Source organism: Novosphingobium rhizosphaerae (genome assembly GCF_050920675.1).
GTDB classification, from domain to species: domain Bacteria; phylum Pseudomonadota; class Alphaproteobacteria; order Sphingomonadales; family Sphingomonadaceae; genus Novosphingobium; species Novosphingobium rhizosphaerae.
The window spans coordinates 2977746-3002046 of the sequence record NZ_CP137861.1 but is presented as its reverse complement, the minus strand read 5'-3'; the positions used below and the strand labels follow the sequence as shown (position 1 = coordinate 3002046).

At 66.0% G+C, this 24301-nt stretch carries 18 protein-coding genes; 13 read left to right on the top strand and 5 right to left on the bottom strand.

Annotation, left to right across the window (positions count from 1 at the left end; genetic code table 11):
* Positions 1-32: 32 nt before the first annotated feature.
* The gene (locus R9J51_RS13715; RefSeq protein WP_432787472.1) at positions 33-1271 is read right to left on the bottom strand and encodes a dipeptidase; all 1239 of its coding nucleotides are present in this window, start codon (positions 1269-1271) and stop codon (positions 33-35) included.
* Between the two features lie 53 nt (positions 1272-1324).
* On the opposite strand from R9J51_RS13715, the gene R9J51_RS13710 reads away from it, so the two are divergent.
* Together R9J51_RS13710 and R9J51_RS13705 are read left to right on the top strand one after the other, a co-directional pair.
* Positions 1325-2962, top strand: coding sequence for an FAD-dependent protein (locus R9J51_RS13710; protein WP_179504755.1), 1638 nt, complete (start codon positions 1325-1327; stop codon positions 2960-2962).
* A 449-nt stretch (positions 2963-3411) separates the two neighbouring features.
* Entirely contained in the window at positions 3412-4263 is an 852-nt protein-coding gene (locus R9J51_RS13705; protein ID WP_168554954.1) for a bifunctional 5,10-methylenetetrahydrofolate dehydrogenase/5,10-methenyltetrahydrofolate cyclohydrolase, read from the top strand.
* A 178-nt stretch (positions 4264-4441) separates the two neighbouring features.
* On the opposite strand, the gene R9J51_RS13700 is transcribed toward R9J51_RS13705, so the two are convergent.
* Positions 4442-5755 (bottom strand): MFS transporter, encoded by a 1314-nt coding sequence (locus R9J51_RS13700; RefSeq protein ID WP_168554953.1) that lies wholly within the window; start codon positions 5753-5755, stop codon positions 4442-4444.
* A gap of 167 nt (positions 5756-5922) precedes the next feature.
* Here R9J51_RS13700 and cyoA point away from each other — a divergent pair, with 167 nt between their 5' ends.
* The 7 genes from cyoA (at position 5923) to R9J51_RS13665 (ending at position 12918) form a co-directional block, all read left to right on the top strand.
* On the top strand, positions 5923-7125 hold the full coding sequence (cyoA, locus tag R9J51_RS13695) for a ubiquinol oxidase subunit II (protein WP_179504754.1): 1203 nt from the start codon (positions 5923-5925) through the stop codon (positions 7123-7125).
* Positions 7126-7196: 71 nt separating this feature from the next.
* The gene (gene cyoB, locus R9J51_RS13690) at positions 7197-9242 is read left to right on the top strand and encodes a cytochrome o ubiquinol oxidase subunit I (RefSeq protein WP_179504753.1); all 2046 of its coding nucleotides are present in this window, start codon (positions 7197-7199) and stop codon (positions 9240-9242) included.
* A complete protein-coding gene (cyoC, locus tag R9J51_RS13685) occupies positions 9239-9901 on the top strand; it encodes a cytochrome o ubiquinol oxidase subunit III (RefSeq protein WP_169474467.1) in 663 nt (220 codons plus the stop codon). The genes cyoB and cyoC overlap by 4 nt, the downstream gene beginning before the upstream one ends.
* A complete protein-coding gene (gene cyoD / locus R9J51_RS13680) occupies positions 9898-10305 on the top strand; it encodes a cytochrome o ubiquinol oxidase subunit IV (protein ID WP_168554949.1) in 408 nt (135 codons plus the stop codon). The genes cyoC and cyoD overlap by 4 nt, the downstream gene beginning before the upstream one ends.
* A 2-nt stretch (positions 10306-10307) precedes the next feature.
* On the top strand, positions 10308-11024 hold the full coding sequence (locus R9J51_RS13675; RefSeq protein ID WP_179504752.1) for an SURF1 family protein: 717 nt from the start codon (positions 10308-10310) through the stop codon (positions 11022-11024).
* Positions 11021-12325 (top strand): ATP-binding protein, encoded by a 1305-nt coding sequence (locus R9J51_RS13670; RefSeq protein ID WP_246865910.1) that lies wholly within the window; start codon positions 11021-11023, stop codon positions 12323-12325. Before R9J51_RS13675 ends, R9J51_RS13670 begins: the two co-directional genes overlap by 4 nt.
* Positions 12325-12918 (top strand): response regulator transcription factor, encoded by a 594-nt coding sequence (locus R9J51_RS13665; RefSeq protein WP_169474465.1) that lies wholly within the window; start codon positions 12325-12327, stop codon positions 12916-12918. Before R9J51_RS13670 ends, R9J51_RS13665 begins: the two co-directional genes overlap by 1 nt.
* Positions 12919-12993: 75 nt before the next feature.
* On the opposite strand, the gene R9J51_RS13660 is transcribed toward R9J51_RS13665, so the two are convergent.
* Positions 12994-15036 (bottom strand): M3 family metallopeptidase, encoded by a 2043-nt coding sequence (locus R9J51_RS13660; RefSeq protein ID WP_179504751.1) that lies wholly within the window; start codon positions 15034-15036, stop codon positions 12994-12996.
* 74 nt (positions 15037-15110) lie between these two features.
* Entirely contained in the window at positions 15111-16001 is an 891-nt protein-coding gene (locus R9J51_RS13655; RefSeq protein WP_210425468.1) for a LysR family transcriptional regulator, read from the bottom strand.
* Between the two features lie 103 nt (positions 16002-16104).
* Between R9J51_RS13655 and R9J51_RS13650 the strand changes: the two genes are divergently transcribed.
* From R9J51_RS13650 to R9J51_RS13635, 4 genes are all read left to right on the top strand, one after another.
* Positions 16105-17607: a CoA-acylating methylmalonate-semialdehyde dehydrogenase gene (locus R9J51_RS13650; RefSeq protein WP_169474463.1), complete on the top strand. Its 1503-nt coding sequence runs from the start codon at positions 16105-16107 to the stop codon at positions 17605-17607.
* Positions 17608-17766: 159 nt separating this feature from the next.
* Positions 17767-18522, top strand: a complete 756-nt coding sequence (locus R9J51_RS13645) for a hypothetical protein (RefSeq protein WP_179504750.1) — start codon at positions 17767-17769, stop codon at positions 18520-18522.
* Complete coding sequence (locus tag R9J51_RS13640; protein WP_179504749.1) at positions 18407-20005, top strand: Y-family DNA polymerase; 1599 nt, start codon at positions 18407-18409, stop codon at positions 20003-20005. The genes R9J51_RS13645 and R9J51_RS13640 overlap by 116 nt, the downstream gene beginning before the upstream one ends.
* On the top strand, positions 20002-23178 hold the full coding sequence (locus R9J51_RS13635) for an error-prone DNA polymerase (RefSeq protein ID WP_179504748.1): 3177 nt from the start codon (positions 20002-20004) through the stop codon (positions 23176-23178). Before R9J51_RS13640 ends, R9J51_RS13635 begins: the two co-directional genes overlap by 4 nt.
* Before the next feature lie 118 nt (positions 23179-23296).
* Here R9J51_RS13635 and rpoH read toward each other — a convergent pair whose 3' ends face one another.
* Positions 23297-24211 carry an RNA polymerase sigma factor RpoH gene (rpoH, locus tag R9J51_RS13630; protein WP_229814998.1) on the bottom strand — a complete coding sequence of 305 codons (915 nt, stop codon included), beginning with the start codon at positions 24209-24211 and terminating at the stop codon, positions 23297-23299.
* Positions 24212-24301: the final 90 nt, after the last annotated feature.

The following is a 24301-nucleotide window of genomic DNA, read 5'->3' as shown; positions in this document are numbered from 1 at the left end:
AACGCAATGATCGGAACGGATGGTTGCAAAAATTAGAGCGGGTGTGGTGCGCCCTGCTCCTTCGCTGCCTCAGCCTCTGCCGCGGCCAAAACCCGCAGCACATTGCCCGACCAGATCTTCGCCACGTCCGCCTCGCTATAGCCGGCGCGCAGCAGCGCGGTGGTCAGGCGCGGAAGGTCGGCCACGTCCTCAAGGCCAGACACCCCGCCGCCGCCATCCCAATCCAGACCGATGCCGACGTGGTCCACCCCGGCCACTTTCAACGCGTGGAGCAGCTTGGCCATCACATCGTCGAACCCGGCGCGCTGTTCGGGCCATTCGCGGTCGATCTTTTGGCGCGCAGCGAGGTAATCGGCGCGCTCGGCCACGGTCAGCACGCGGTCTTCGGGAAAGCGTTGCTCCAGCGCGTCGAGCGCGGCCTTGCGCTGCGGGCTTTGCTCCAGCTTCTTCACATAGACCGAATTGATCTGGATGACCCCGCCCTGCGCCGCCAGCGCGCGCAAGTGCGCGTCATCGATATTGCGCGGATGGTCATAGACCGCCTTGCAGCCCGAATGGCTGAGGATGATCGGCGCTTTCGACAGGCGCAGCGCATCGTCGAGCGCGGCATCGGAACTGTGCGAGAGATCGGGCACCACGCCCAGCCGGTTCATTTCCGCCAGAAGCTGCACGCCCGCGGGGCTCAAGCCATCCCACTTGGCCGCATCGGTGCTGCTGTCGGCAAACTGGTTGGTCTTGAAATGGGCAAAGCCCGAAATCCGCACGCCCAACGCATAAAAGGACTGGAGCAAGGTGGGGTCATCGCCCAGCGGCCAGGCATTCTCGATGGAAAGATAGACCACGCGGCGCCCGCTGACGGCAATGGGCGCGGCATCGGCGGCCTTGTCTGCCAGCGCAAAGGCATCGGGATGCGCTGCCACCATGTCATGGATCGCCACCGCGCGGCGAAACGCATAATCCCGCGCCGCGCGCGTGCTGGCCGGATCGAGTGGCCCTTGCGGCGTATAGATCGCCCAGAACCCGCCATCGAGGCCGCCAGCCACCATGCGCGGCACGTCCACCTGCGTGCGGTCGGCCGCCACGCTGTGGCGCTGGGTGATCGACCAGCCCGGCAGCACGAGCGAGGCCGGCGTGTCGAGATGGGTGTCAAGCGTCAGCGCGCGCTCGTGCACCGCACGCTCGGCCTTAGTGGGCAGCGGCGCATCGGCCAGGGCCGGTGATGCCAGGGACATGGCGACAAGCGCGGCAATGGCGGGACGGGGGAAACGCATGGTCCCTTCATCCGGCTTTCCCTCGCGCCGCGCAAGGGCTAGAGGCGCACCCCATGTTGCGTCTTACCGAACTCAAGCTGCCGCTCGATCACGATCCCGCCGCCATGCTGCCCGCCATCGCCGCGCGCCTGGGCGTGGCGGAAAGCGCGGTCGTGCGCTTTGCCGTGGCCAAGCGTGGCAACGACGCGCGGCGCAAGAACGCGATCCAGCTGGTCTATGCCGTGGACGTGACGCTGAGTGACGCGGATGAAGCCGACGTGCTGGCGCGCCTTGCCGGCGACAGCCACGTGCGCCCCACGCCCGACACCGCCTATCGTTTTCCGGTCAAGGCGCCCGCAGGCTGGCAGCCCGGCGAAGGCGAGCGCCCCGTGGTGATCGGCGCGGGCCCGTGCGGCCTGCTCGCCGGATTGATCCTGGCGCAGATGGGCCTGAAACCCATCATCGTGGAGCGCGGCAAGGCCGTGCGCGAGCGTACCAAGGACACCTGGGCGCTGTGGCGCAAGTCGGTGCTGACGCCGGAATCCAACGTGCAGTTCGGCGAAGGCGGCGCCGGCACCTTTTCCGATGGCAAGCTCTACAGCCGGATCAAGGACCCCCGCCACTTGGGCCGCAAGGTTCTGGTGGAATTCGTCAAGGCCGGCGCGCCTGACGACATTCTCACCGAGGCGCACCCCCATATCGGCACCTTCCGCCTGGTCACCATGGTCATGTCGATGCGCGAAACGATCGAGAAGCTGGGCGGGGAATACCGCTTCGGCACCCGCGTCGACGATTTCGCCGTCGAGACCGACGCCGCTGGCGAGCGGCGCCTGGCCGGCTTGCACTTGTCCAACGGGGAATTCCTGCCCGCGCGCCGCGTGATCATGGCCGTGGGCCATTCCGCGCGCGACACTTTCGAGGTGCTGTACAATCGCGGCGTGCATATCGAGGCCAAGCCCTTTGCCATCGGCGTGCGGATCGAGCATCCGCAAAGCCTGATCGACCAGGCCCGCTATGGCGCCTGCGCCAAGCACCCCGTGCTCGGCCCGGCGGCCTATGCCCTGGCGCACCAGGCCAGCAATGGCCGCGCGGTCTACAGCTTCTGCATGTGTCCGGGCGGGCGCGTGGTCGCCGCAGCCAGCGAGGAAGGCCGCGTGGTGACCAACGGGATGAGCCAGTATTCCCGCGCAGAATTCAACGCCAATTCGGGCCTGGTCGTGGATATCACGCCCGAACGCGATTTTCCCGGCCATCCGCTGGCGGGCATTGCCCTGCAACGCCATTGGGAAGAGCGCGCCTTCGTGGCCGGCGGATCGAACTACCAGGCGCCGGGGCAGAAAGTGGGCGATTTCCTGGCCCGCCGCCCCAGCAGCGAATTCGGCAGCATCGTGCCCTCCTACCAGCCCGGCGTGCACCTCACGGCGCTGGAAGAATGCCTGCCCGATTTCGTCACCGATGCGCTGCGCGAGGCGCTGCCCGTGTTCGGCCGGCAGATGGTTGGCTATGATCACCCCGACGTGGTGATGACCGGGGTTGAAACGCGCACCTCCTCTCCCGTGCGGATCACGCGCGGCAAGGACCTGCAAAGCCTCAACACCCGCGGGCTCTATCCCGCCGGCGAAGGCGCTGGCTATGCCGGCGGCATTCTTTCGGCGGCAGTGGACGGGATTCGCGTGGCCGAGGCGCTGGCGGCAGACCTGCTCGCCGGGTGATTCGCGCAAAAACCGGGGTTGCCGCCCACGCCGGTGGCGGCAACGATGCGCGTTGAACAAGGTGCATACCAATGCATTTGCGATTGGTATTATCGCCGACCCGAGATAGCGCTAACACCATGCTGCTGCACAAACCCATAAAATCGTTTGCATTTTTATCTGCAAATGTTGGCGGCCGCTGTCAATCCAACGTTTCCGGGGCTTTGATTGCAAAAAATGCATGTTTCCTTGCGCGAAACGCATTTGCTTGCCGGCTCTGAATGGGTCATTCGGATAAGGCCTTTCAGGCATCCTCTCCCAAAACTTCCCGGGCCGATCGGATTTCCGACCGGCCCTTTTTTTGTCCGCGCGCCATGCGTTCACGCAAATATTGTATGCAACACATACAATATTTGCGCTATGGGCTGGGCCGACAAGAGCCGCAAACCGCAACTGCCAGGGGAGAGAACATGGCTACGCTTATCGACGGGAAGGCAATCGCCCGCGCGCTTTCGAACACCACCGCCCAGGCCGTGGCGCAGATGGTCGCCGATGGCTTGCCCACGCCTGGCCTGGCCGTCGTCCTGGTGGGCAACGATCCGGCGAGCGAGGTCTATGTCGGCCGCAAGATCAGCCAATGCGCCAAAGTGGGAATCCATTCGATCGAGCATCGCCTGGCAGCCGATACCGCGCAGGACGATCTGCTCGCCCTGATCGCCGCGCTCAATGCCGATGCCACGGTGCACGGCATCCTGGTGCAATTGCCGCTGCCGGCGCAGATCGATGCCGGCAAGGTGCTCGATGCGATCGACCCGGCCAAGGACGTAGACGGGTTCCATCCGGTCAACGTCGGCCGCCTCTCCACCGGCACCGGCGGCCTGGTGCCCTGCACCCCGCTGGGCTGCATGATGCTGCTCGATACCGTGATCGACAACTATCGCGGGCTCGATGCCGTGGTGATCGGCAAGTCCAACATCGTGGGCAAGCCGGTGGCCATGCTGCTGCTGGAACGCGAATGCACGGTTACCGTCACCCACATCGCCACGCAGGGCCTGCCCGACATCGTGCGCAAGGCCGATATCGTGGTGGCCGCCGCCGGCGCGCCCGAACTGGTCAAGGGCGATTGGGTCAAGCCCGGTGCCGTGGTGATCGACGTGGGCATCACCCGCGTGAACCAGCCCGATGGCACCACCCGCCTGGTGGGCGACTGCGCCGCGCACGAAATGGACCACGCCCGCGCCGTCACCCCGGTGCCCGGCGGCGTTGGCCCGATGACCATCGCCTGCCTGCTGGCCAATACCGTGCAAGCCGCACAATCCTGACCTGCGAACAAAGCCCCCTCCTCTTCAGAGGAGGGGGTTTGGGGGTGGTGCGATGGGTAGCGCAAGGCTTCCACCACCCCCCGCCCCCCTCCTCTGAAGAGGAGGGGGAGATAGAGACAAAAAAGGGCGGTTCGGAGCCTGTCCGAACCGCCCTTTTTGTGTGTCTTGCGACCGCGATTTAGCGGGTGGCCGCCGTCCGGTTCGCCCACAGCGCGAAGATCGTGCCGGCCGCGCCCGAAAGCAGGTAGGCACCCGAAGCAAGCAGGCCATAGTTGGCCGAGAGCCACAGCGCCGCATAAGGCGCAAAGCCCGCGCCCAGCAGCCAGGCCAAGTCGCCAGTCAGGGCCGAGCCGGTGTAGCGGTGGCGGGTTTCGAACGCATCGGCCACGGCGCCCGAAGACTGGCCGAACGAAACGCCGAGCAGCAGGAAGCCGGTGAGCATGAACGAAATCTCGCCCGCCACGCCGATGCCGAGCAACTGCGGGGCAAAGCCCGAGAACGCGGCGATCGCGGCGGCCGAGAAGCCCAGCAGGGTGCGGCGGCCCACGCGATCGGCCACCAGGCCCGAAATCACGATGGCAGCAACGCCCAAGGCCGCAGCGCCGGCTTCGATGGTGAGGAAGCGGGTGGGTTCTTCGCTGGTGAAGATGAACACCCACGACAGCGGGAACACGGTGACCATGTGGAACAGCGCAAAGCTGGCGAGCGGGGCGAAGGCGCCGATCAGGATGGTCTTCCACTGTTCGCGGATGGTGACGAGCGGGCTTTCGGCCACCAGGTCACGCGATTCGAACAGGCGCTGGAATTCGGGCGTCACCACGATGCGCAGGCGCGAGAACAAGGCCACCACGTTGATCGCGAAAGCCACGAAGAACGGGAAACGCCAACCCCACGACAGGAAGTCTTCGGCCGGCAGCGACGAGGTGAAGAACGCAAACAGCAGGCTGGCCACGATCAGGCCAAGCGGCGCGCCAAGCTGGGGGATCATGGCATACCAGCCGCGCTGGCCTTCGGGGGCATTGAGCGCGAGCAGCGAGGCCAGGCCATCCCATGTGCCACCCAGGGCAAAACCCTGGCCAAGGCGGAACAGCGCCAGCAGCAGCACGGCGTTGCGGCCCAGGTCGGCATAGCCGGGCAGGAATGCGATCGCCGCGGTCGAGCCACCCAGGCCGAACAGCGCCACCGTCAGCTTGAAGCCGCGGCCATAGGCGCGGTCGAGCCACATGAAGAACAACGAGCCGACCGGGCGGGCGATGAACGCCAGCGGGAACACCGCAAACGAAGCCAGCGTGGCGTTGAGCGGATCGAGGTACGGGAAGAACACCTTCGGGAACACGATCACCGATGCGATCGCATAGACGAAGAAGTCGAAGAACTCCGACGTACGCCCGATGATCACGCCGATGGCGATCTCGCCGGGGGAAATCGGGCCGTGTCCGGCGTGGGAATCGCTCCCCAGCTCTGCGTTGTAATCGACTACGGCAGCAGTCATGGCTGACACAAACTCCTTGGCTTCCGCGCATTTCTCGCAAACGCGCCGAATGGCCGGCCGCATGTGCAGCCTGCCTGTGATATACGCTATTGGAATTGTGCAGCCGCGAAGGGGATTGGACAAAATGTCCTATCGTTTGCACAGGCCACCGCTTCTAGGTGCGCACCATGCGTGCGAAACTCCTGAATCGGGCGCGCCTGTTGCGCTGCGCCATCGTCCCGCTCCTGGCCCTGCCGCTTGCCGGCTGCGACTGGGTTGTGCTCAACCCCGCGGGCGACGTCGCTCGCCAGCAGGGCGACCTGGTCATCGTGGCCACTTTGCTCATGCTGCTGATCGTGGTGCCCGTCATGGCCACGGTCGTGCTGTTTGCCTGGCGTTATCGCGCCAGCAACACGCAGGCCAAGTACGATCCGGACTGGAACCACTCCACCCAGCTGGAACTGCTGATCTGGGCCGCGCCGCTGATGATCATCATCGCGCTGGGCGCCGTCACCTGGGTGGGCACCCATCTGCTCGATCCCTACCGCGCGATTTCGCGCATCGATTCCCAGACGCCGCTGGTTTCGAACGAGAAGCCGTTCGATGTCGAAGTGGTGTCGATGGACTGGAAGTGGCTGTTCATCTATCCTGAACAGAACATCGCCACGGTCAACGAACTGGTCGTTCCGGCGGGTCGCCCGCTGCGCTTCCGCCTGACTTCGTCCACCGTGATGAACACCTTCTATGTCCCGGCGCTGGCCGGCATGATCTACACCATGCCCGGCATGGAAACCAAGCTGCACGCCGTGTTCAACAGCGAAGGCTCGTTCCAGGGCATTTCCGCACACTATAGCGGCGCCGGCTTCTCCCACATGCACTTTGCCACGCGCGCCGTGTCCGACCAGCAGTTCGCCCAGTGGGTGGCCAGCGTGAAGGCCGGCAAGAACGATGGCGCACTGACCCGCGACAGCTATCTCCAGCTCGACAAGCCCAGCATTGCCGAGCCCGTGCACCACTATACCTCTGTCGCGCCCGACCTGTTCAACGCCGTGGTCGACCTGTGCGTGCAGCCCGGCAAGATCTGCGCCAGCCAGATGGCCATGCTCGATGCCAAGGGCGGCGTGCCCAAGGAAGCGGCCCGTCTCAACGTTGCGGCGCTCACCTATGACAAGAGCGGCCGCGCCACCGAAACCCCGGTCCTGCCCGGCAGCGTGATTGCCCAGACCGACCGCTTCGTGAAGGCCTATTGCAGCGACAACCGTCCGATGGCTGCCCCCGGCGCCGAAACCGCCCCGCCCAAGACGCTGGACCGCCTGCGCGGCGCCGGCATCAACCAGGCAAGCGGTCCCCGGGTCAGCCTGGCTGGTCCGCTGCTGCAGCCTGCCTCTTGAGGCAGATTGCCGAATTCTCAAGTCGTACCAGATTTGATCCAGTCCTGTTCTTCTGATCGATGGATACCGCGATGACCGCTGTCCCCCTTCCAGCCACTGCCCCGCCGCAGTGGTCCCCGCTCCTGGGACGCATTTCCCTAGAGCAGCTACCCTTCGTCCACGAACCGATCGTGGCGGCAACATTCGCCGGCGTGGTCCTTGGCGGGATCGCGCTGGTGGGTGCGCTCACCTATTTCCGTCTCTGGGGCTATCTCTGGAAGGAATGGTTCACCAGCGTCGATCACAAGAAGATCGGGATCATGTACATGATCCTGGGCCTGGTGATGTTCATGCGCGGCTTTGCCGATGCGATCATGATGCGCCTCCAGCAGGCCATCGCGTTCAACGGCAGCGAAGGCTATCTCAACGCGCATCACTACGATCAGGTGTTCACCGCCCACGGCGTGATCATGATCTTCTTTGCCGCGATGCCTTTCGTCACCGGCCTGATGAACTATGTCGTGCCGCTGCAGATCGGCGCGCGCGACGTGTCGTTCCCGTTCCTCAACAACTTCAGCTTCTGGATGACCACGGGCGGCGCCGTGCTGGTCATGGCTTCGCTGTTCCTGGGTGAATTCGGGCAGACCGGCTGGCTGGCCTTCCCGCCGCTGTCGGGCCGTGCCTACAGCCCCGGGGTCGGCGTGGACTATTATATCTGGTCGCTGCAGGTGGCCGGCGTGGGCACCACGCTTTCGGGCATCAACCTGATCGCCACGATCATCAAGATGCGCGCGCCGGGCATGACCTTGATGCGCATGCCCGTGTTCACCTGGACCGCGCTGTGCACCAACGTGCTGATCGTCGCCTCCTTCCCGGTGCTGACCGCCGTGCTCGTGCTGCTCTCGCTCGATCGTTACGTGGGGACCAACTTCTTCACCAACGACTTCGGCGGCAGCCCGATGATGTACGTGAACATGATCTGGATCTGGGGCCACCCGGAAGTCTACATCCTGATCCTGCCGATCTTCGGCGTGTTCTCGGAAGTCACCTCCACCTTCTCGGGCAAGCGCCTGTTCGGCTACACCTCGATGGTCTACGCCACGGTGGTGATCACCATCCTGTCGTACCTGGTGTGGCTGCACCACTTCTTCACGATGGGCTCGGGCGCCAGCGTCAACAGCTTCTTCGGCATCACCACGATGATCATCTCGATCCCGACCGGGGCCAAGCTGTTCAACTGGCTGTTCACGATGTATCGCGGCCGCATCCGCTTCGACCTGCCGATGATGTGGACGGTGGCGTTCATGCTCACCTTCACCATCGGCGGCATGACCGGCGTTCTCCTCGCCGTGCCCCCGGCCGACTTCGTGCTGCACAACTCGCTGTTCCTGATCGCGCACTTCCACAACGTGATCATCGGAGGCGTGGTGTTCGGCGTGTTCGCGGCAATCAACTACTGGTGGCCCAAGGCCTTTGGCTTCAAGCTCAACCAGTTCTGGGGCAAGGTCAGCTTCTGGTGCTGGGTGCCCGGTTTCTGGATCGCCTTCACCCCGCTCTACATCATGGGCCTGATGGGCGTGACCCGCCGGACCCGCGTGTTCGACGATCCCAGCCTCCAGCCGTTCTTCGTCGTGGCCCTGCTCGGCGCCGTCCTGATCGCCGCCGGCATCGGCGCGATGGTGCTGCAATACGGCGTGTCGATCTGGAAGCGGGAAGAGCTCAAGGACGAAAGCGGCGATCCGTGGCACGGCCGCACGCTGGAATGGGCCACCAGCTCGCCCCCGCCGGCCTACAACTTCGCGTTCACCCCGATCGTCCATGACCTGGACGCCTGGGAAGACATGAAGCGCGCCGGCGTCGGCCGCCCGCTCGATGGCTATCGCCCGATCCACATGCCCAGCAACACCGGCGCGGGCGTGATCCTGGCGGGCATCAGCACCGTGCTTGGCTTTGGCCTGATCTGGCACATCTGGTGGCTGGCCGGCATTTCGTTCGTGGGCCTGATCGCCAGCGCGATCATCCACACCTTCAACTACAAGCGCGATTACCACATCCCGGCCGAAGACGTTGCCGCCGTCGAGGCGCAGCGCACGGCCCAGCTGGAACGCCTTGGCCAGACCCAGGGAGCCGCCGCATGAGCGATGCCACCCATTCGTCGGCGCCCCTGCCCGATTCCATCGCTTCGGCCTCGCTGGCCAAGCTGGGCAAGTTCTGGGACCTGAACGAGCACGACCATCCCGAAGGCCACAGCACCATGCTGGGCTTCTGGATCTACCTGATGAGCGACTGCCTCATCTTCGCGATGCTGTTCGCCGCGTTCGGCGTGCTCGGCGGCAACTATGCCGCCGGGCCCGGCCCGCGCGAGTTGTTCGAGCTGCCGCTGGTGGCGCTCAACACCTCGATGCTGCTGTTCTCGTCGATCACTTATGGCTTTGCCATGCTGGCGATGCAGCGCGGTTCGGTCAGCCAGACGCAGATGTGGCTGCTGGTCACCGCCGTGTTCGGCGCGGCGTTCCTGTCGATCGAACTCTATGAATTCGCCAACCTGATCCACGAAGGCGCCACGCCCCAGCGCAGCGCGTTCCTTTCGGCCTTCTTCACGCTGGTTGGCACCCACGGCCTCCACGTGACGTTCGGCTTGGTCTGGCTGTTCACCCTGGTGGTGCAGGTTTCGCGCAAGGGCCTGATCCAGGCCAACAAGCGCCGCCTGATGTGCCTGTCGCTGTTCTGGCACTTCCTTGACGTCGTGTGGATCGGCGTCTTCACCTTCGTCTACCTGATGGGGATGCTGCGATGAGCGCGAAGAACTACAACGACCTGGCCCATGCCCACGCGCATGGGGACGCCAATCCCCATGCCATCGGCCACCATGGCGAGGAAGCGCACGGCTCGCTGCGCGACTACGTCATCGGCTTCGTGCTTTCGGTGGTGCTCACCGCCATTCCGTTCTGGCTGGTGATGAGCGGCGCGATTGCCGACAAGACCACCACGGCCCTGGTCATCGCGGCTTTCGCCGTGGTGCAGATCATCGTGCACATGGTCTACTTCCTGCACATGAACGGCAAGGCCGAAGGGGGCTGGAACATGCTGGCCCTGATCTTCACCGGCGTGGTCGTGCTGATCGTCATCTCCGGCTCGATGTGGGTGATGTACCACATGAACGCCAACATGATGCCGATGCACGCCGAGCAGATGGACTGATCATGACACCGCAAACGGGCAGCAGGCGGCGCTTGCTGCCCGTTTCGATTCTGCTGGTGCTGGCCCTGGCCTTTGCCGGCCTGGGCATCTGGCAGGTCAAGCGCCTCGCCTGGAAAGAAGCACTGATCGCCGATGTGGACCGCGCGCTGCACGCCGCGCCCATCGCGCCCACGGCCATTCCGGCGGGCGATATCGCGCCACTCGCCTATCACCGCGTCACCCTGTCGGGCCGCTTCCTGCCCGCCGCCACCGTGCTCGTCACGGCCACCAGCAACCTGGGCAATGGCTATTGGGTGATGGTCCCGCTGGCCGCGCCCGGCGGCGCCGCCCCGGTGTGGATCAACCGTGGCTTCGTGCCGCTGGGCACCCGCCTGGATACGGCCCGCGCTGCAGTGCCGGCCGGGCCGGTGGCCATCGTCGGCCTCGTCCGCCCCAACGAACCGCATGGCACGTTCCTTCGCGCCAACCGGCCCGAAGCCGAACGCTGGTATGCCCGCGATCTGCCGGTCATGGCCGCGCGGCGCGGTGTTGCCAGCGAAACCCGCTATTTCCTCGATGCGCAAAGCGAAACGCCACGGCCCACCGCCGCCCCGGTGCCGGTGACGGGCCTGACCGTGATCGCGTTTCCCAACAACCACCTGTCCTATGCGCTCACCTGGTTTGCCCTTTGCGCCCTCTCGCTTGGCGCGGCAATCATGGTATGGCGCAAGGCGCGATGAACGCGACCCAGACCCAGTCACCCACCCGCCCGATCTACCCCGCTGCCAGCGCGCGCAACATGGCGCTGCTGGTGCAATTGCGCTGGATCGCGGCGGCGGGCCAGTTGGTGGCCATCTGGGTCAGCGTGCAGGTACTGGGAGTCAGGCTCGACGTGGCGCCGCTGGTGGCCGTGCCGATCCTGATGGTGGTGATCAATGGCCTTACCCTGCTGCTCGATCGCGGGCGCGAGGGGTACAGCCATGTCGAACTGCTCGGCGCGCTCACGCTCGATATGCTGGCGCTGGCCTGGCAACTCTATTTCAGCGGCGGCACGTCCAACCCGTTCACCTTCCTGTTCCTGATGCAGATCGTGATCGCGGCGATCCTTTTGCCGCCCAACTGGAGCGCGATCGTGGCCGTCATGGCCGGGCTGATCGTTGCTCGCCTCGCCTTCGTCCACCGCCCGCTCGATCTGCCCGCCGGCACCTTCGACGGCACGATCGAGCTGTTCCAGTTGGGCAACCTCGTCTGCTTCGTGCTGGTCGCGGCGCTGCTGGTGTTCTTCGTGATCCGCATGGACCGCAACCGCCGGCAGAGCGAAACCGCGCTGTCCGCGCTGCGCCAGCAGGCGACGGAGGAACAGCACATCGTCCGCCTCGGCCTGCTCGCCTCCGGCGCGGCGCATGAGCTGGGCACGCCGATGGCGACGATGTCGGTCATCCTGGGCGATTGGCAGCGCCACCCGGCGATCATCGCCGATCCCGACTTGCGCGACGAGTTGCAGGACATGGCCTCCGAACTCAAGCGCTGCAAATCGATCCTTTCAGGCATCCTGCTCAGCGCCGGGGAAGCGCGGGGCGAAAACCCGCAGATCACCACGCTGAGCGAATTCCTCGAAACCATTGCGGCCGAATGGAACGCGCGCGGCCACGGTGCGATCCGCCTGCGCAACATGGTGCAGACCGATCGCCCGATCGTGGCCGATCCGGCGCTGCGCCAGATCATCGGCAACGTGATCGACAACGCCCTGGAAGTCTCGCCCGATTTCGTGGAAATCCGCGCGGAAATGTCCGGCGGCGATATCGTGTTGACCGTGCTCGATCTAGGCCCCGGCTTCGCCCCGGAAATGCTGGAATCGATCGGCCGCCCCTACAATTCCACCAAGGGCCGTGACGGCGGTGGCCTTGGCCTGTTCCTGGTCGTCAACGTCGTGCGCAAGCTGGGCGGCCGGGTCGACGTGAAGAACCGCACCGCGCGCGGCGCCATGGTGCGCCTGGAAATCCCGATGGCCTCGCTGGCTTATCGCACGGGGGAACCCTGATGACCGATCCCGAACCGACGCCACCTGAACTGACCCCGGGCGAACTGATCCTGGCCGCGCAGGACGAAGCCCTGCCGCTGGTGATCGTGGAAGACGATCCCGCCTTTGCCCGCACCCTGCGCCGCTCGTTCGAACGGCGCGGCTATGCCGTGGAGCATGCCGCCACGCCCGACGAACTCGAAGCGCTGCTGGAGCACCACGATTTCCAGTTCGCGGTGGTGGACTTGAAGCTCGGCACCGGTTCGGGCCTCACTTGCGTGCACATGCTGGCCGAACGTGATCCCGAAACCCGGATCGTGGTGCTCACCGGCTTTGCCTCCATCGCCACGGCGGTGGAAGCCATCAAGCTGGGCGCGGCGCACTACCTGGCCAAGCCCGCCAACACCGACGATATCGAGGAAGCGTTCGGCCGGGTGGGTGGCGACCCCACCGTGCCGCTCGACACGCGCAAGTCCTCGATCAAGACGGTGGAGTGGGAATACATCCACTCCACCCTGGTCGAATGCGATTTCAACATTTCCGAAGCCGCGCGACGCCTGGGCATGCACCGCCGCACCCTAGCGCGAAAGCTGGAAAAGCGGCCTTTGCGCTGACTTCATTCTTCGTCACCCCGGATCAAGTCCGGGGTGACGAGCACTTCATATGTATTTGCTAAACCACGCCTTCACTCAGGCCGCCAGCCCGCGCACGCGCAGCAGCGCACCCGGATCGGGCGCGCCCCCGCGAAACGCCACGTAGTTGTCCATGGCCGCGCGTCCGCCGCCTTGGGACAGCACTTCGCGGCGGAATGCCGCGCCAAGCTCGCCCTGGCGCTGCGGTGCCTGGGCAAACTGCTCATAGGCGTCGGACGAAAGCAGCTCTGCCCAGAGGTAGGAATAATAGCCCGCGGCATAGCCACCGGCAAAGATGTGGCTGAACGCGTGGGCAAAGCGGTTCCACGCCGGATAGCGCATCACCGCCACTTCGGCCCGCACCGCATCGAGCAGGCCCTGCACATCGGGCGCATCGGCCGCGGCGCGATGCAGGCGCATGTCGAACAGCGCGAACTCGATCTGCCGCAAAACGGCGAGCGCCCCCATGAAGCCCCGCGCCGCGTTGAGGCGCGCGATCAGGTCATCGGGCAGCGGCTGTCCGGTTTCCTCGTGGGCCGAAGCCGCCTTGAGCACGTGCGCATCATAGGCAAAGTTTTCCAGGAACTGGCTCGGCAGTTCCACCGCATCCCATTCCACCCCGCTGATCCCGCCGATGGAGGGCAAGTCGCCCTCGCCCAGCAGGTGATGCAGGCAGTGGCCCATTTCATGGAACAGCGTCACCATGTCGGCATGCTGGAGCAGCGCGGGCTTGCCCGGCGCCGCCTTGGCGAAATTGGTGATCAGATAGGCCACCGGCATCTGCGCCTGTTCCGCCGCGCGGCTGGGGGAGCGGCACACGTTCATCCACGCCCCACCGCGCTTGCCTTCGCGCGCAAAGAAATCGGCGTAAAGCCGGGCGAACGGCGCATCCTGGCCAGCGCGGAACAGGTCGAACCGGCGCACGTCCTCGTGCCACAACCCCTCGCCCGCCACTTCGCGGAAGGTCACGCCAAACAGCCGCTCGACATGGCCGAACAGCGCGGGCAGCACTTTGTCCAGCGGCAGGTAGCGGCGGATTTCGGACTGATCGAGCGCATGACGCGCCAGCCGCGCGCGCTCGGTGGCAAAGCCCATGTCCCAGGGCTCCAGCGTCTCGATGCCCAGTTCGGCGCGGGCAAACGTGGCCAGATCGGCCAGTTCGGCCTGCGCCAGCGGGCGGGTGCGGGCGGCCAGGTCGGTCAGGAATGCTTCCACCGCCGCCGGGCTTTGCGCCATCTTGGTGGCCAGCGACAGGCTGGCGGCATCGCCCTGCCCCAGCAGCTGCGCCGCCCTGGCGCGCAGGGCCAGCAGTGCGGCCATGCGCGGCCCGTTGTCGAACTGGCCAGCATTCGGCCCCTGGTCCGATGCCCGCGTGGCATAGGCGCGGCTCACTTCCTGGCGCAGCGCGCGGTCCTGGGCATAAGTCAGCACGGCCACCACCACCGGGGCGTGCAGCGTGATCAGCCAGCCTTCTCCATGCCCCTTGGCCTGCGCGGCAGCGGCCATGCCGGCCAGATCGGCCTCGGGCACGCCGACCAGCCGTGCCGGGTCGGTCACGTGCAGGCTCCAGGCTTCGGTCGCATCCATCACGGCATTGGCATATTCGGTGGCCAGGCGCCCCTGCTCCACCTGGTTCTCGGCAAAATCGTTAGCGTCCTGCCCATCGAGCGCCACGCCGGAAAGCTCGAAATCGCGCAGCGCCAGTTCCCGCGCACGGGCCGCCAGCGAATCCAGCGCCGCCGGGTCGATGGCACGGATCGCTTCGTAAAGCGCGCGGTCCTGGCCCACGGCGGCAAAGTGCGCGGCGATCAGCGGCTGCGCCTGGGCATGGGCGGCGCGCAGTTCCGGGGTGTTGGTCACGGCCAGCAGATGGCCGATCACACCCCAGGCCTCGCCGATGCGGCGGTCGGCCTCTTCCTTGAAGGCCAGCATCGCCGGGTCTCCGGCGCGGGCCACGCATTGCGCCATGGCGTCCCGGTGCGTGGCAATCGCGGCCGTGATCGCCGGCACGATGTCGTCGGCACGGATTGCGGAAAAGGGTGGCTGGTCATGCGCGGCAAGCAGGGGAAACTTGGCGTCGAGCGTGGCGGTATCGGTCAAAGGGGCGCTCCGGCAAGATGTCGTTGCCCATCCAGATAGGAAGGCGTGGCGTGATTGTCTGCCCCGGCAGCGGCTTATTTTGTGTGAAGACCCGCGCCCTGCGCCGCTTCCTCCAGGAATTCCGCCACGGCGCGCACCCGCGGCAAGCGGCGCAATTCGGCGTGGACCACCAGCCAATAGGCGCGTGGCACCGCCACATCGGGCAGGACCCGCACCAGAGTGGGATCGCCATCGGCGGCAAAGGTGTGCAACAGGCCGATGCCCCCGCCCGCCTGGACCGCCGCCAGTTGCACCGTGGCCGATGTGCAGCGGAACTGCGCCTGCATGCCCGGCGCCACTTCATCCAGATAGCGCAGCTCGGGCCAGTCGATCAGGTCGTCGATATAGGAAATCAGCCGGTGGCGCGAAAGATCGTCCACGCTTTCGGGGGTGCCGTGCTGCTCCAGATAGGCGGGCGCGGCATAGAAGCCCACGGTGAAGGGCGCCAGTTGCCGGGCATAGAGCCGCCCGCGCGGCGGCCGCTTGAGCGTCACGGCCAGGTCCGCCTCGCGTTGCGAGAGGCTGACGGCGCGGGTTTCGGGCGCCAGTTCCAGCACGATGCGCGGGTGCCGGGCCATGAACAGCGGCATGCGCGGCGCCACCAGGTATGTGCCGAAAGCCGCCGGCGTCGCCACCCGCACCGTGCCGGTCAATTCGGTGTCCACCCCGCCCAGCGCGCTGTCGGCCGCATGGGTTTCCGCCTCGATCCGCTCGGCATGGAGCAGCAGGGCACGGCCCGCCTCGGTCAGCCGCGCGCCACTGGGCGAACGGTCCACCAATCGCGCCCCCAGCCCGCTTTCCAGCCCATCAAGCCGGCGCGAGACAGTGGAATGGTCCAGCCCCAGCGCACGGGCCGCGGCGGTCAGGCGGCCATGGCGCGCCACTTCCAGAAATATCCTCAAGTCGTCCCACTGGCGAATGCGCATGGTGTTCCTGCAAATTTGCACGGCCTGTTTGGCGAAAATGCCAGTATCAGGATATTTGCGCACGGGCTACAAGCAGGCATCAAACTTTGCCGGGAGAGTTGCCATGCGCCAGATCGACCATTTCCTCAACGGCGCCGCCGTTGCCGCCACTTCTGGCCGCAAGAGCGACGTTTTCGATCCCAACACCGGCGAAGTGCAGGCGCAGGTCGGCCTGGCGAGCGAGGCCGATGTCGATCAGGCCGTGGCGCTCGCCGCGGCCGTGCAGCCCGAATGGGCCGCCCTCAACCCGCAGCGCCGCGCCCGCGTCATGTTCGAATTCAAGCGCCTGATCGAACGCGACATGGACAAGCTGGCCCACGCGCTGTCGGCCGAACACGGCAAGGTGATTGCCGATGCTAAGGGCGATATCCAACGCGGGCTGGAAGTGATCGAGTTCGTCTGCGCGATCCCCCACCTGCTCAAGGGCGAATATACCGAAGGCGCCGGGCCGGGGATCGACGTGTTCTCGATGCGCCAGCCGCTGGGCGTGGTGGCGGGGATCACCCCGTTCAATTTCCCCGCAATGATCCCGCTGTGGATGAGCGGCCCGGCGCTCGCCACCGGCAATGCCTTCATCCTCAAGCCGTCGGAACGCGATCCCTCGGTGCCCAATATGCTGGCTGAATTGTTCCTCGAAGCCGGCGGCCCGGTGGGCCTGTTCAACGTGGTGCATGGGGACAAGGTGGCCGTCGATGCCATTCTCGACCACCCGCGCATCAAGGCGGTCAGCTTCGTCGGCTCGTCCGACATCGCCAACTATGTCTACCAGCGCGGCGCCCAGGCGGGCAAGCGCATGCAGTGCATGGGCGGCGCCAAGAACCACGGCATCGTGCTGCCCGATGCCGATTTCGACCAGGTCGTCAGCGACATTCTCGGCGCGGCCTATGGCTCGGCCGGGGAACGCTGCATGGCGCTGCCCGTGGTGGTGCCGGTGGGCGACAAAACCGCCGAGGAACTGCGCGCCCGCCTGATCGACGGGATCGCCAGCCTCAAGGTGGGCATTTCCACCGACGAAGCCGCGCACTATGGCCCGGTCGTGACCGCCCAGCACAAGGCGCGGATCGAAAGCTACATCCAGATGGGCCTGGATGAAGGCGCCGAACTGGTGGTGGATGGCCGTGGCTTCTCGCTGCAAGGCTATGAAAACGGCTATTTCCTGGCGCCCACGCTGTTTGACCGGGTGACGCCCGAAATGCGCAGCTACCAGGAAGAGATCTTCGGCCCGGTGCTCCAGATCGTGCGCGCGCAGGATGTGGACCAGGCCATCGCGCTCGCCACCAACCACGCCTATGGTAATGGCGTCGCGATGTTCACCCGCAGCGGCGCGGCCGCCCGCAATTTCGCCGCCAAGGTGGAAGTGGGCATGGTTGGCATCAACGTGCCGATCCCGGTGCCGGTGGCCTATCACAGCTTTGGCGGGTGGAAGCGCTCGGGCTTTGGCGATCTCAACCAATACGGCATGGACGGCGTGCGCTTCTACACCCGCACCAAGACCGTGACCCAGCGCTGGCCCAGCACATCAGGCGGCGTGGTGGACCAAAGTTTCGTGATCCCCACGATGAAGTGAACCGTTCTCCTATGTGACAAAAGGCCGCACAACCAGATGGTCGTGCGGCCTTTTTTGCGTGATCTTGGCCGGCGCCATGGGCGGCAAGGCATCCTGCTGTCCCCACCTGTTCCAACGGCCAGCCTCGACAGGGCAGGCAAAATGGAACATAATAGGAACATGGAAACGCCTTCCGCCCCGATCCTCTCTTCGCCCACCTGGCGTCTGAGGCCGGCCTTGCGCCGGCCGATGCCGGTGCTGGCGGCGGGGCAAGTGCATGAAGTGCATGGGGAAGGCGATGATCGCGCGGCGGGGCTGGCCTTTGCCCTGGGATTGGGCACGGCGAATCGCCCAGGCGCGGTGCTGGTGGTGCGCGGGGCCTTGCGCCAAGGGCTGGGGCTTTATGGCGAAGGGCTGGCGCGGTTGGGTATCGATCCCGCGCGGCTGCTGCTGGTGGAAGCGCGCGATGCCGCGGCCCTGCTGCGCGCCGGGCTGGAAGGGGCGCGTTGCCCCGGCCTGGCGCTGGTCCTGCTGGAAAGCGAAGGCCCGCTCAAGGGCTATGACCTGACCGCCAGCCGCCGCTTCGTGCTGGCCGCCGAACGCACGCAGACGCCGTTGGTCTTGCTGCGCCATGCGGCAAATGCCCAGCCCAGTGCGGCGCACACCCGCTGGCAAGTGGCCAGTGCCCCATCCCTGCCGCTGGAGGCGCCACCCGGCGCGCAAGTGCGCCCGCCCGGCCTGCCGATGATCGCGGTTGAGGCGCTGCGCTGGCGGGGTGGGCCGGCGGGGCAGACGTGGCATTTGCAATGGGATGAACAACATGGCGGTTTCCGGGACACCACCGGGTCCCTTGGCGGCACCCCCAAACGGAACGAAAACGCAAGGACGGCGCCATCTGGCGCTGTACTTCCCATGGCTGCCCTGCGAACGGGTTAGGGGCGAACGGGTTAGAGCCACGGCAACAGACCCGCTGCCCGAAGGCGCGCCGCTGGCCTTGGTGGCGCGCAGCGGGCAGGCGTTGCGGCTGATGGCGGTGGAGCGCGATGCCGCCCGCCAGGGCCTGGCGCCGGGTATGACCCTGGCCGATGCCCGCGCCCGCTGTCCCGATCTGGCCACCCTGCCCCATGATCCGGCCGCTGATGCTGCGCTGTTGACGCACCTGGCCAAGGCGATGCACGCGCTGACCCCCAGCGTGATGCCCGATCCGCCCGATGGCCTGCTGCTCGATATCAGCGGCTGCGCGCATCTCTTCGGATCGGAAGCGAAGATGGTGGCAAAGGCAACTGAAATTGCAGGCCTTTCCACAATCCATGCGCTGGCCGGCAATCCGGCGGCAGCGCGTGCCCTCGCCCGCCATGGCACCCTGGCCCAGCGCCGCGCCGAAGACGTGGCCGCCCTGCCCGTCTCCGCGCTGGACCTGGGCGAGGCCGCCACCACCGCCTTGCGCCGCGCCGGGCTCAAGCGGCTGGGTGACCTGGTCACGCGCCCGGCGCCAACACTCGCTGCCCGCTTTGGCGAAGGGCTGGTGCTGCGCCTGCGCCAGGTGATGGGCGATGTGGCTGCGCCGTTGGCGCCGCAGCCGGTGCAGGCCCCGATCCGGGCCGAAGCGCGCTTTGCTGAACCCATCGCCCGCACTGACGACGTGCTGGAAGTGGCCGAGGATCTGTTGCGCCAAGTGGCCGCGCAGATGGAGCAGCGCCGCCTGGGCGGGCGCCATTTTGCCCTCACTCTGCATCGCAGCGATGGCGCGCGGCGGTGCCTGCTGGTGGAAACCGGCCAGCCCACGCGCGATCCACCGCTGGTGGTGCGCCTGCTGCGCGAGCGGATCGACAGCCTGGCCGACCCGATCGATCCCGGCTTTGGCTTCGATGCCATCACGCTGTCGGTCAAGCGGGCCGATCCGCTTGATGCGCGACAGACCGGGCTGGACCAGAGCGAGGAAACGCAAGACAGCCTGCAAGCGCTGATCGACCGGCTGGGCGTGCGCCTGGGCCAAGATGCCGTTCTGCGCCTGGCCCCGGCCGACCGGCACATGCCCGAAGCCGCACAAGTCAGCCTGCCTGCCGCAGAATTGAACGGCTCCGTTTCATTTCATCTTCCGACCATGCCACGCCCCCTGCTGCTGTTCGATCCGCCGCAGGGGATCGAAGTGATTGCCGGGGTGCCCGATGGCCCGCCGCTGCGCCTGCGCTGGCGCGGCGCAGTGCATGAAGTGATCCACGCCGAAGGGCCGGAACGCATTGCACCCGAATGGTGGCGCCAGCGCGGCGGCCACATGGGCGAAGGCGCCGCCCGCACCACGCGCGATTACTACCGGATCGAGGATGCGCGCGGCCGCCGTCTGTGGGTGTTTCGGCGCGGGCTTTATGACGGCATGGAAAACGCGCCGTCCTGGTATGTCCACGGGCTGTTTCCATGAGCGACACGCCGTTCTTCGCCGAACCGGTGGCGGCCACCAATTTCAGCTTCCTGCGCGGCGCAGCGCATCCGGCTGAAATGGTTGCGCGGGCCCATGCCCTGGGCCTGAAAGGCATCGGCATTGCCGACAGGAACAGCGTGGCCGGCGTGGTGCGCGCCCATGCCGCCTGGCGGAAGGTGGGCGGGCGGGCGAACGGCTTTGCCCTGAAAGTGGGCGCCCGGCTGTGCTTTGCCGATGGCACGCCCGATATTGCCGCCTATCCCACCACGCGCGCGGCCTGGGGGCGGCTGACCCGCCTGCTTACGCTGGGCAATCGCCGCGTGGAAAAAGGCGATTGCCACCTCACGTTGCCCGATCTGCTGGACCATGCGCTGGGCCTGGCCCTGATTGCCATGGACGGCAGCGCCGATCTGCTGGAGCGGCTGCGCGCGGCAACGCCGCATCTGTGGCTGGCCGCCACGATGCCCCGCGCCGGGCGCGACGGACGCGAACTGGCCCGGCGCATGGCCCTGGCGCAGGAAACCGGGGTGCCGCTGATTGCCAGCAACGACCCGCTTTACGCCGTGCCCGCAGACCGCCCCCTGCACGACGTGCTGACCGCCACGCGCCTTGGCACCACGGTGCGCGCCGCCGGGCGCCGCCTGGCCGCCAATGGCGAGCGGCATATCAAGCCGCCGGCCGAAATGGCGCGCCTGTTTGCCCTGTGTCCGCAGGCGCTGGTGGCGGGGCAAGATTGGCTGGATTGCATCACTTTCACACTCGACCAGATCGAGTACGAATATCCGCACGAGCCCGTCCCGCCCGGCTGGACCCCGCAGGGCTGGCTGGAGCACCTGGTGCTGGAAAGCGCGGGCCGCCAGTTTCCCGCTGGCCTGCCCGAGGGCTATCGTAAGATTCTGGATGAGGAGTTCCGCCTCATCAAACTGAAAAATTACGCCTATTACTTCCTCACCGTGCACGATGTGGTGCACTATGCCCGCAGCCTTTCCCCGCCGATCCTGTGCCAGGGGCGCGGCTCTGCCGCCAATTCGCTGGTCTGCTACCTGCTGGGCATCACCCCGATCGATCCGGTGCAGGAACGCCTGCTGTTCTCCCGCTTCCTGTCGGAAGAGCGCCATGAACCGCCCGATATCGACGTGGATTTCGAGCATCAGCGGCGCGAGGAAGTGATGCAATACATCTATCGCCGCTATGGCCGGGCGCGCGCCGGGATCGTGGCGACGGTGATCCACTATCGCCAGCGCAGCGCGATCCGCGACGTGGGCAAGGCGCTGGGCCTTTCCGAAGACGTGACGGCGCGGCTTTCCGGCACGGTCTGGGGCAGTTGGGGGCGCGGCTCGCTGCCCGAGGAGCGCCTGTCGCAGGCCGGGTTCGATCCTGAGAACCGCGAGATCGCGCGGCTGCGCGAGATGGTCGACCGGCTGCTGACCTTTCCGCGCCATTTGTCGCAGCATGTCGGCGGGTTCGTGCTGTGCGAAAGCCGGCTGGACGAACTGGTGCCGATCCACAACGCCGCCATGCCCGATCGCACGTTCATCGAATGGGACAAGGACGACATCGACACGCTCCAGCTGATGAAAGTGGACGTGCTGGCCCTCGGCATGCTCACCTGCATCCGCAAGAGCTTCGACCTGATGGAGCGGCTGAAGTTGGGTCGTTTCTCGCTGGCCACCGTGCCGCGCAAGGACAAGGCGACGTTCGACATGCTGTGCAAGGGCGACAGCGTAGGCACGTTCCAGGTGGAAAGCCGCGCGCAGATGGCCATGCTGCCGCGCATGAAGCCGCGCGAGCTCTATGACCTGGTGATCCAGGTAGCGATCGTGCGGCCTGGCCCGATCCAGGGCGGCATGGTCCACCCCTACCTCCGCCGCCGCAATGGCGAAGAGGCGGTGGTTTTCCCTGGCCCTGAAGGCCAATTGAAAAGCGTGCTGGAAAAGACCCTGGGCGTGCCGCTGTTCCAGGAGCAGGCAATGAAACTGGCCATCGTGGCTGCCGGCTTCACCCCGCCAGAGGCCGATGGCCTGCGCCGCGCCATGGCCACGTTCCGCAACCACGGCACTGTTACCAACTATCAGGAGAAGTTCATCGGTGGCATGATGAAAAACGGCTATCCGGAAGACTTTGCCGAGCGTTGCTTCGAACAGATCAAGGGTTTTGGCGAATATGGCTTTCCCGAAAGCCATGCGCAGGCGTTCGGCTGGCTGGCCTATGTCTCGTCATGGCTGAAATGCCATTATCCCGGCGTGTTTGCCTGCGCCCTGCTCAACAGCCAGCCCATGGGTTTCTATGCCCCGGCGCAACTGGTGCGCGATGCGCGTGAACATGGCGTGCAGGTGCATGGCGCCGATGTGAATGCCAGCTGGTGGGATTGCACGCTGGATGAAGAGCGCGTGCTGCGCCTGGGCCTGCGCCTGATCGACGGGTTCCATGAAGAATGGGCCGCTTCCATCGTACGGGCGCGGATCGATGGGCCTTTCACCTCTCCCGAAGACCTGGCGCGGCGGGCGGAACTGCCCTCGCGCGCGCTGGCTCTGCTCGCCGATGCCGATGCCATGGGATCGCTGGGCCGCTCCCGGCGCCAGGCGGGATGGGACGTGCGCCGCGTGCCGCCCCGGCAATTGCCGCTGTTCGCTGCGCTCGATGCGCCGGAACTGGCGGCAGAGCCCGATGCCGCCCTGCCTGCCATGCCAATGGCGGAGGAAGTGGTGGCCGATTACCAGACCCAGCGGCTTTCGCTCAGAGGCCACCCCATGCAATTCCTGCGCGCGCGTTTCGCGGCGCAGGGGGTGCTATCGTGCGCGCAGGTCAATGCCGGCAAGGATGGGCAGAAAGTGCGCGTGGCCGGCGTGGTGCTGGTGCGCCAGCGGCCGGGCAAGGGCAACGCCATCTTCATCACGCTGGAAGACGAAACCGCCGTGGTCAATGCGCTGCTGTGGGCGCGCGATTTCGAGAAACAGCGGCGCCAGGTCATGGCCGCGCGGCTCATGGTGATCGAAGGCGAAGTGCAGCGCAGCAAGGAAGGCGTGGTGCACTTGATGGCCGCGCTGGTACACGATGCCAGCGAGGCCCTGGCGCAGCTGCACGAGGATGGCGCGGCGCCCACGCCCGATCCGGCCATGGCCCGCCATCCCCGGCAAGTGCGGGTGTTGCCGCGCTCGCGGGATTTTCATTGAGGGGTAGGCGTTGCGTGGGCCCCCGGATCACGTCCGGGGTCCCGCTTCTTGAAACATCAAACAAAAAACCCGGCTATCCTACTGGATAACCGGGCTTTTGCTTTCAAGGTAAAGAGGCTCAACCGGCCGGCAGCAGGTGCCGTTCACCGGCGATGCGCTGCATCGCCTTTTGCAGCTTTTCAAAGGCGCGCACTTCGATCTGGCGCACGCGTTCGCGGCTGACGTTGTAGACCTGGCTCAGTTCTTCCAGGGTCTTGGGATCGTCCACCAAGCGGCGGTCGGTCAGGATATGGCGCTCACGCTCGTTGAGGCTGCCCATGGCTTCCACCAGCATGTCGTGGCGGAAATGGGCTTCCTCGGCGTCGGCCACGGTTTCGTCCTGCAGCGGACGATCGTCGGCCAGCCAATCCTGCCAGGTGCCTTCGCCGTCTTCGCGCAGCGGCACGTTCAGGCTGGCATCGCCACCCATGATCATGCGCCGGTTCATGTTGATCACTTCCTGCTCGGGCACGCCGAGGTCGGTTGCGATCTTGCGGACGTCTTCAGGCGAAAGATCGGTATCCTCGAACGCTTCGAGGTTCTTCTTCATGCGCCGCAGGTTGAAGAACAGCTTCTTCTGCGCCGCGGTGGTGCCCATCTTGACCAGGCTCCACGAGCGCAGGATAAATTCCTGCATCGAGGCCTTGATCCACCACATGGCATAGGTCGCCAGACGGAAGCCACGATCGGGCTCGAACTTCTTGACGCCCTGCATCAGGCCGATGTTCCCTTCGGAAATCAGCTCGGACACGGGCAAGCCATAGCCGCGATAACCCATGGCGATCTTGGCCACGAGTCGCAGGTGGCTCGTCACCAGCTGGGCGGCGGCTTCGGGATCGGCATGTTCCTGGTAGCGCTTGGCGAGCATGTATTCCTGCTCAGCCGTCAGCACCGGAAACTTACGAATCTCAGAGAGATAGCGGTTGAGGCTGGCTTCCCCGCCCAGGGCCGGAACGGTCGCGGGGGCTTTGGCCACTGCTGTCTTGTTGCTCACCTGAACACATCCTTTCGTCGCGTCAGTTCCCCGATGGAGAACCTCTAGCGAGCATTCCCCGGTGGGGCCACACATCCTTTTGATACACAG

What these genes read in the sequence shown, in the direction of transcription:
- R9J51_RS13650 (WP_169474463.1), top strand. Translation starts at nt 16,105, where the DNA reads ATGCGCCAGATCGACCATTTCCTCAACGGCGCCGCCGTTGCCGCCACT.
- cyoB (WP_179504753.1), top strand. Translation starts at nt 7,197, where the DNA reads ATGACCGCTGTCCCCCTTCCAGCCACTGCCCCGCCGCAGTGGTCCCCG.
- R9J51_RS13670 (WP_246865910.1), top strand. Translation starts at nt 11,021, where the DNA reads ATGAACGCGACCCAGACCCAGTCACCCACCCGCCCGATCTACCCCGCT.
- cyoD (WP_168554949.1), top strand. Translation starts at nt 9,898, where the DNA reads ATGAGCGCGAAGAACTACAACGACCTGGCCCATGCCCACGCGCATGGG.
- R9J51_RS13675 (WP_179504752.1), top strand. Translation starts at nt 10,308, where the DNA reads ATGACACCGCAAACGGGCAGCAGGCGGCGCTTGCTGCCCGTTTCGATT.
- R9J51_RS13665 (WP_169474465.1), top strand. Translation starts at nt 12,325, where the DNA reads ATGACCGATCCCGAACCGACGCCACCTGAACTGACCCCGGGCGAACTG.
- cyoC (WP_169474467.1), top strand. Translation starts at nt 9,239, where the DNA reads ATGAGCGATGCCACCCATTCGTCGGCGCCCCTGCCCGATTCCATCGCT.
- R9J51_RS13635 (WP_179504748.1), top strand. Translation starts at nt 20,002, where the DNA reads ATGAGCGACACGCCGTTCTTCGCCGAACCGGTGGCGGCCACCAATTTC.
- R9J51_RS13705 (WP_168554954.1), top strand. Translation starts at nt 3,412, where the DNA reads ATGGCTACGCTTATCGACGGGAAGGCAATCGCCCGCGCGCTTTCGAAC.
- R9J51_RS13710 (WP_179504755.1), top strand. Translation starts at nt 1,325, where the DNA reads ATGTTGCGTCTTACCGAACTCAAGCTGCCGCTCGATCACGATCCCGCC.
- R9J51_RS13700 (WP_168554953.1), bottom strand. Translation starts at nt 5,755, where the DNA reads ATGACTGCTGCCGTAGTCGATTACAACGCAGAGCTGGGGAGCGATTCC.
- R9J51_RS13715 (WP_432787472.1), bottom strand. Translation starts at nt 1,271, where the DNA reads ATGCGTTTCCCCCGTCCCGCCATTGCCGCGCTTGTCGCCATGTCCCTG.
- R9J51_RS13645 (WP_179504750.1), top strand. Translation starts at nt 17,767, where the DNA reads ATGGAAACGCCTTCCGCCCCGATCCTCTCTTCGCCCACCTGGCGTCTG.
- cyoA (WP_179504754.1), top strand. Translation starts at nt 5,923, where the DNA reads ATGCGTGCGAAACTCCTGAATCGGGCGCGCCTGTTGCGCTGCGCCATC.
- R9J51_RS13640 (WP_179504749.1), top strand. Translation starts at nt 18,407, where the DNA reads ATGGCGGTTTCCGGGACACCACCGGGTCCCTTGGCGGCACCCCCAAAC.
- R9J51_RS13655 (WP_210425468.1), bottom strand. Translation starts at nt 16,001, where the DNA reads ATGCGCATTCGCCAGTGGGACGACTTGAGGATATTTCTGGAAGTGGCG.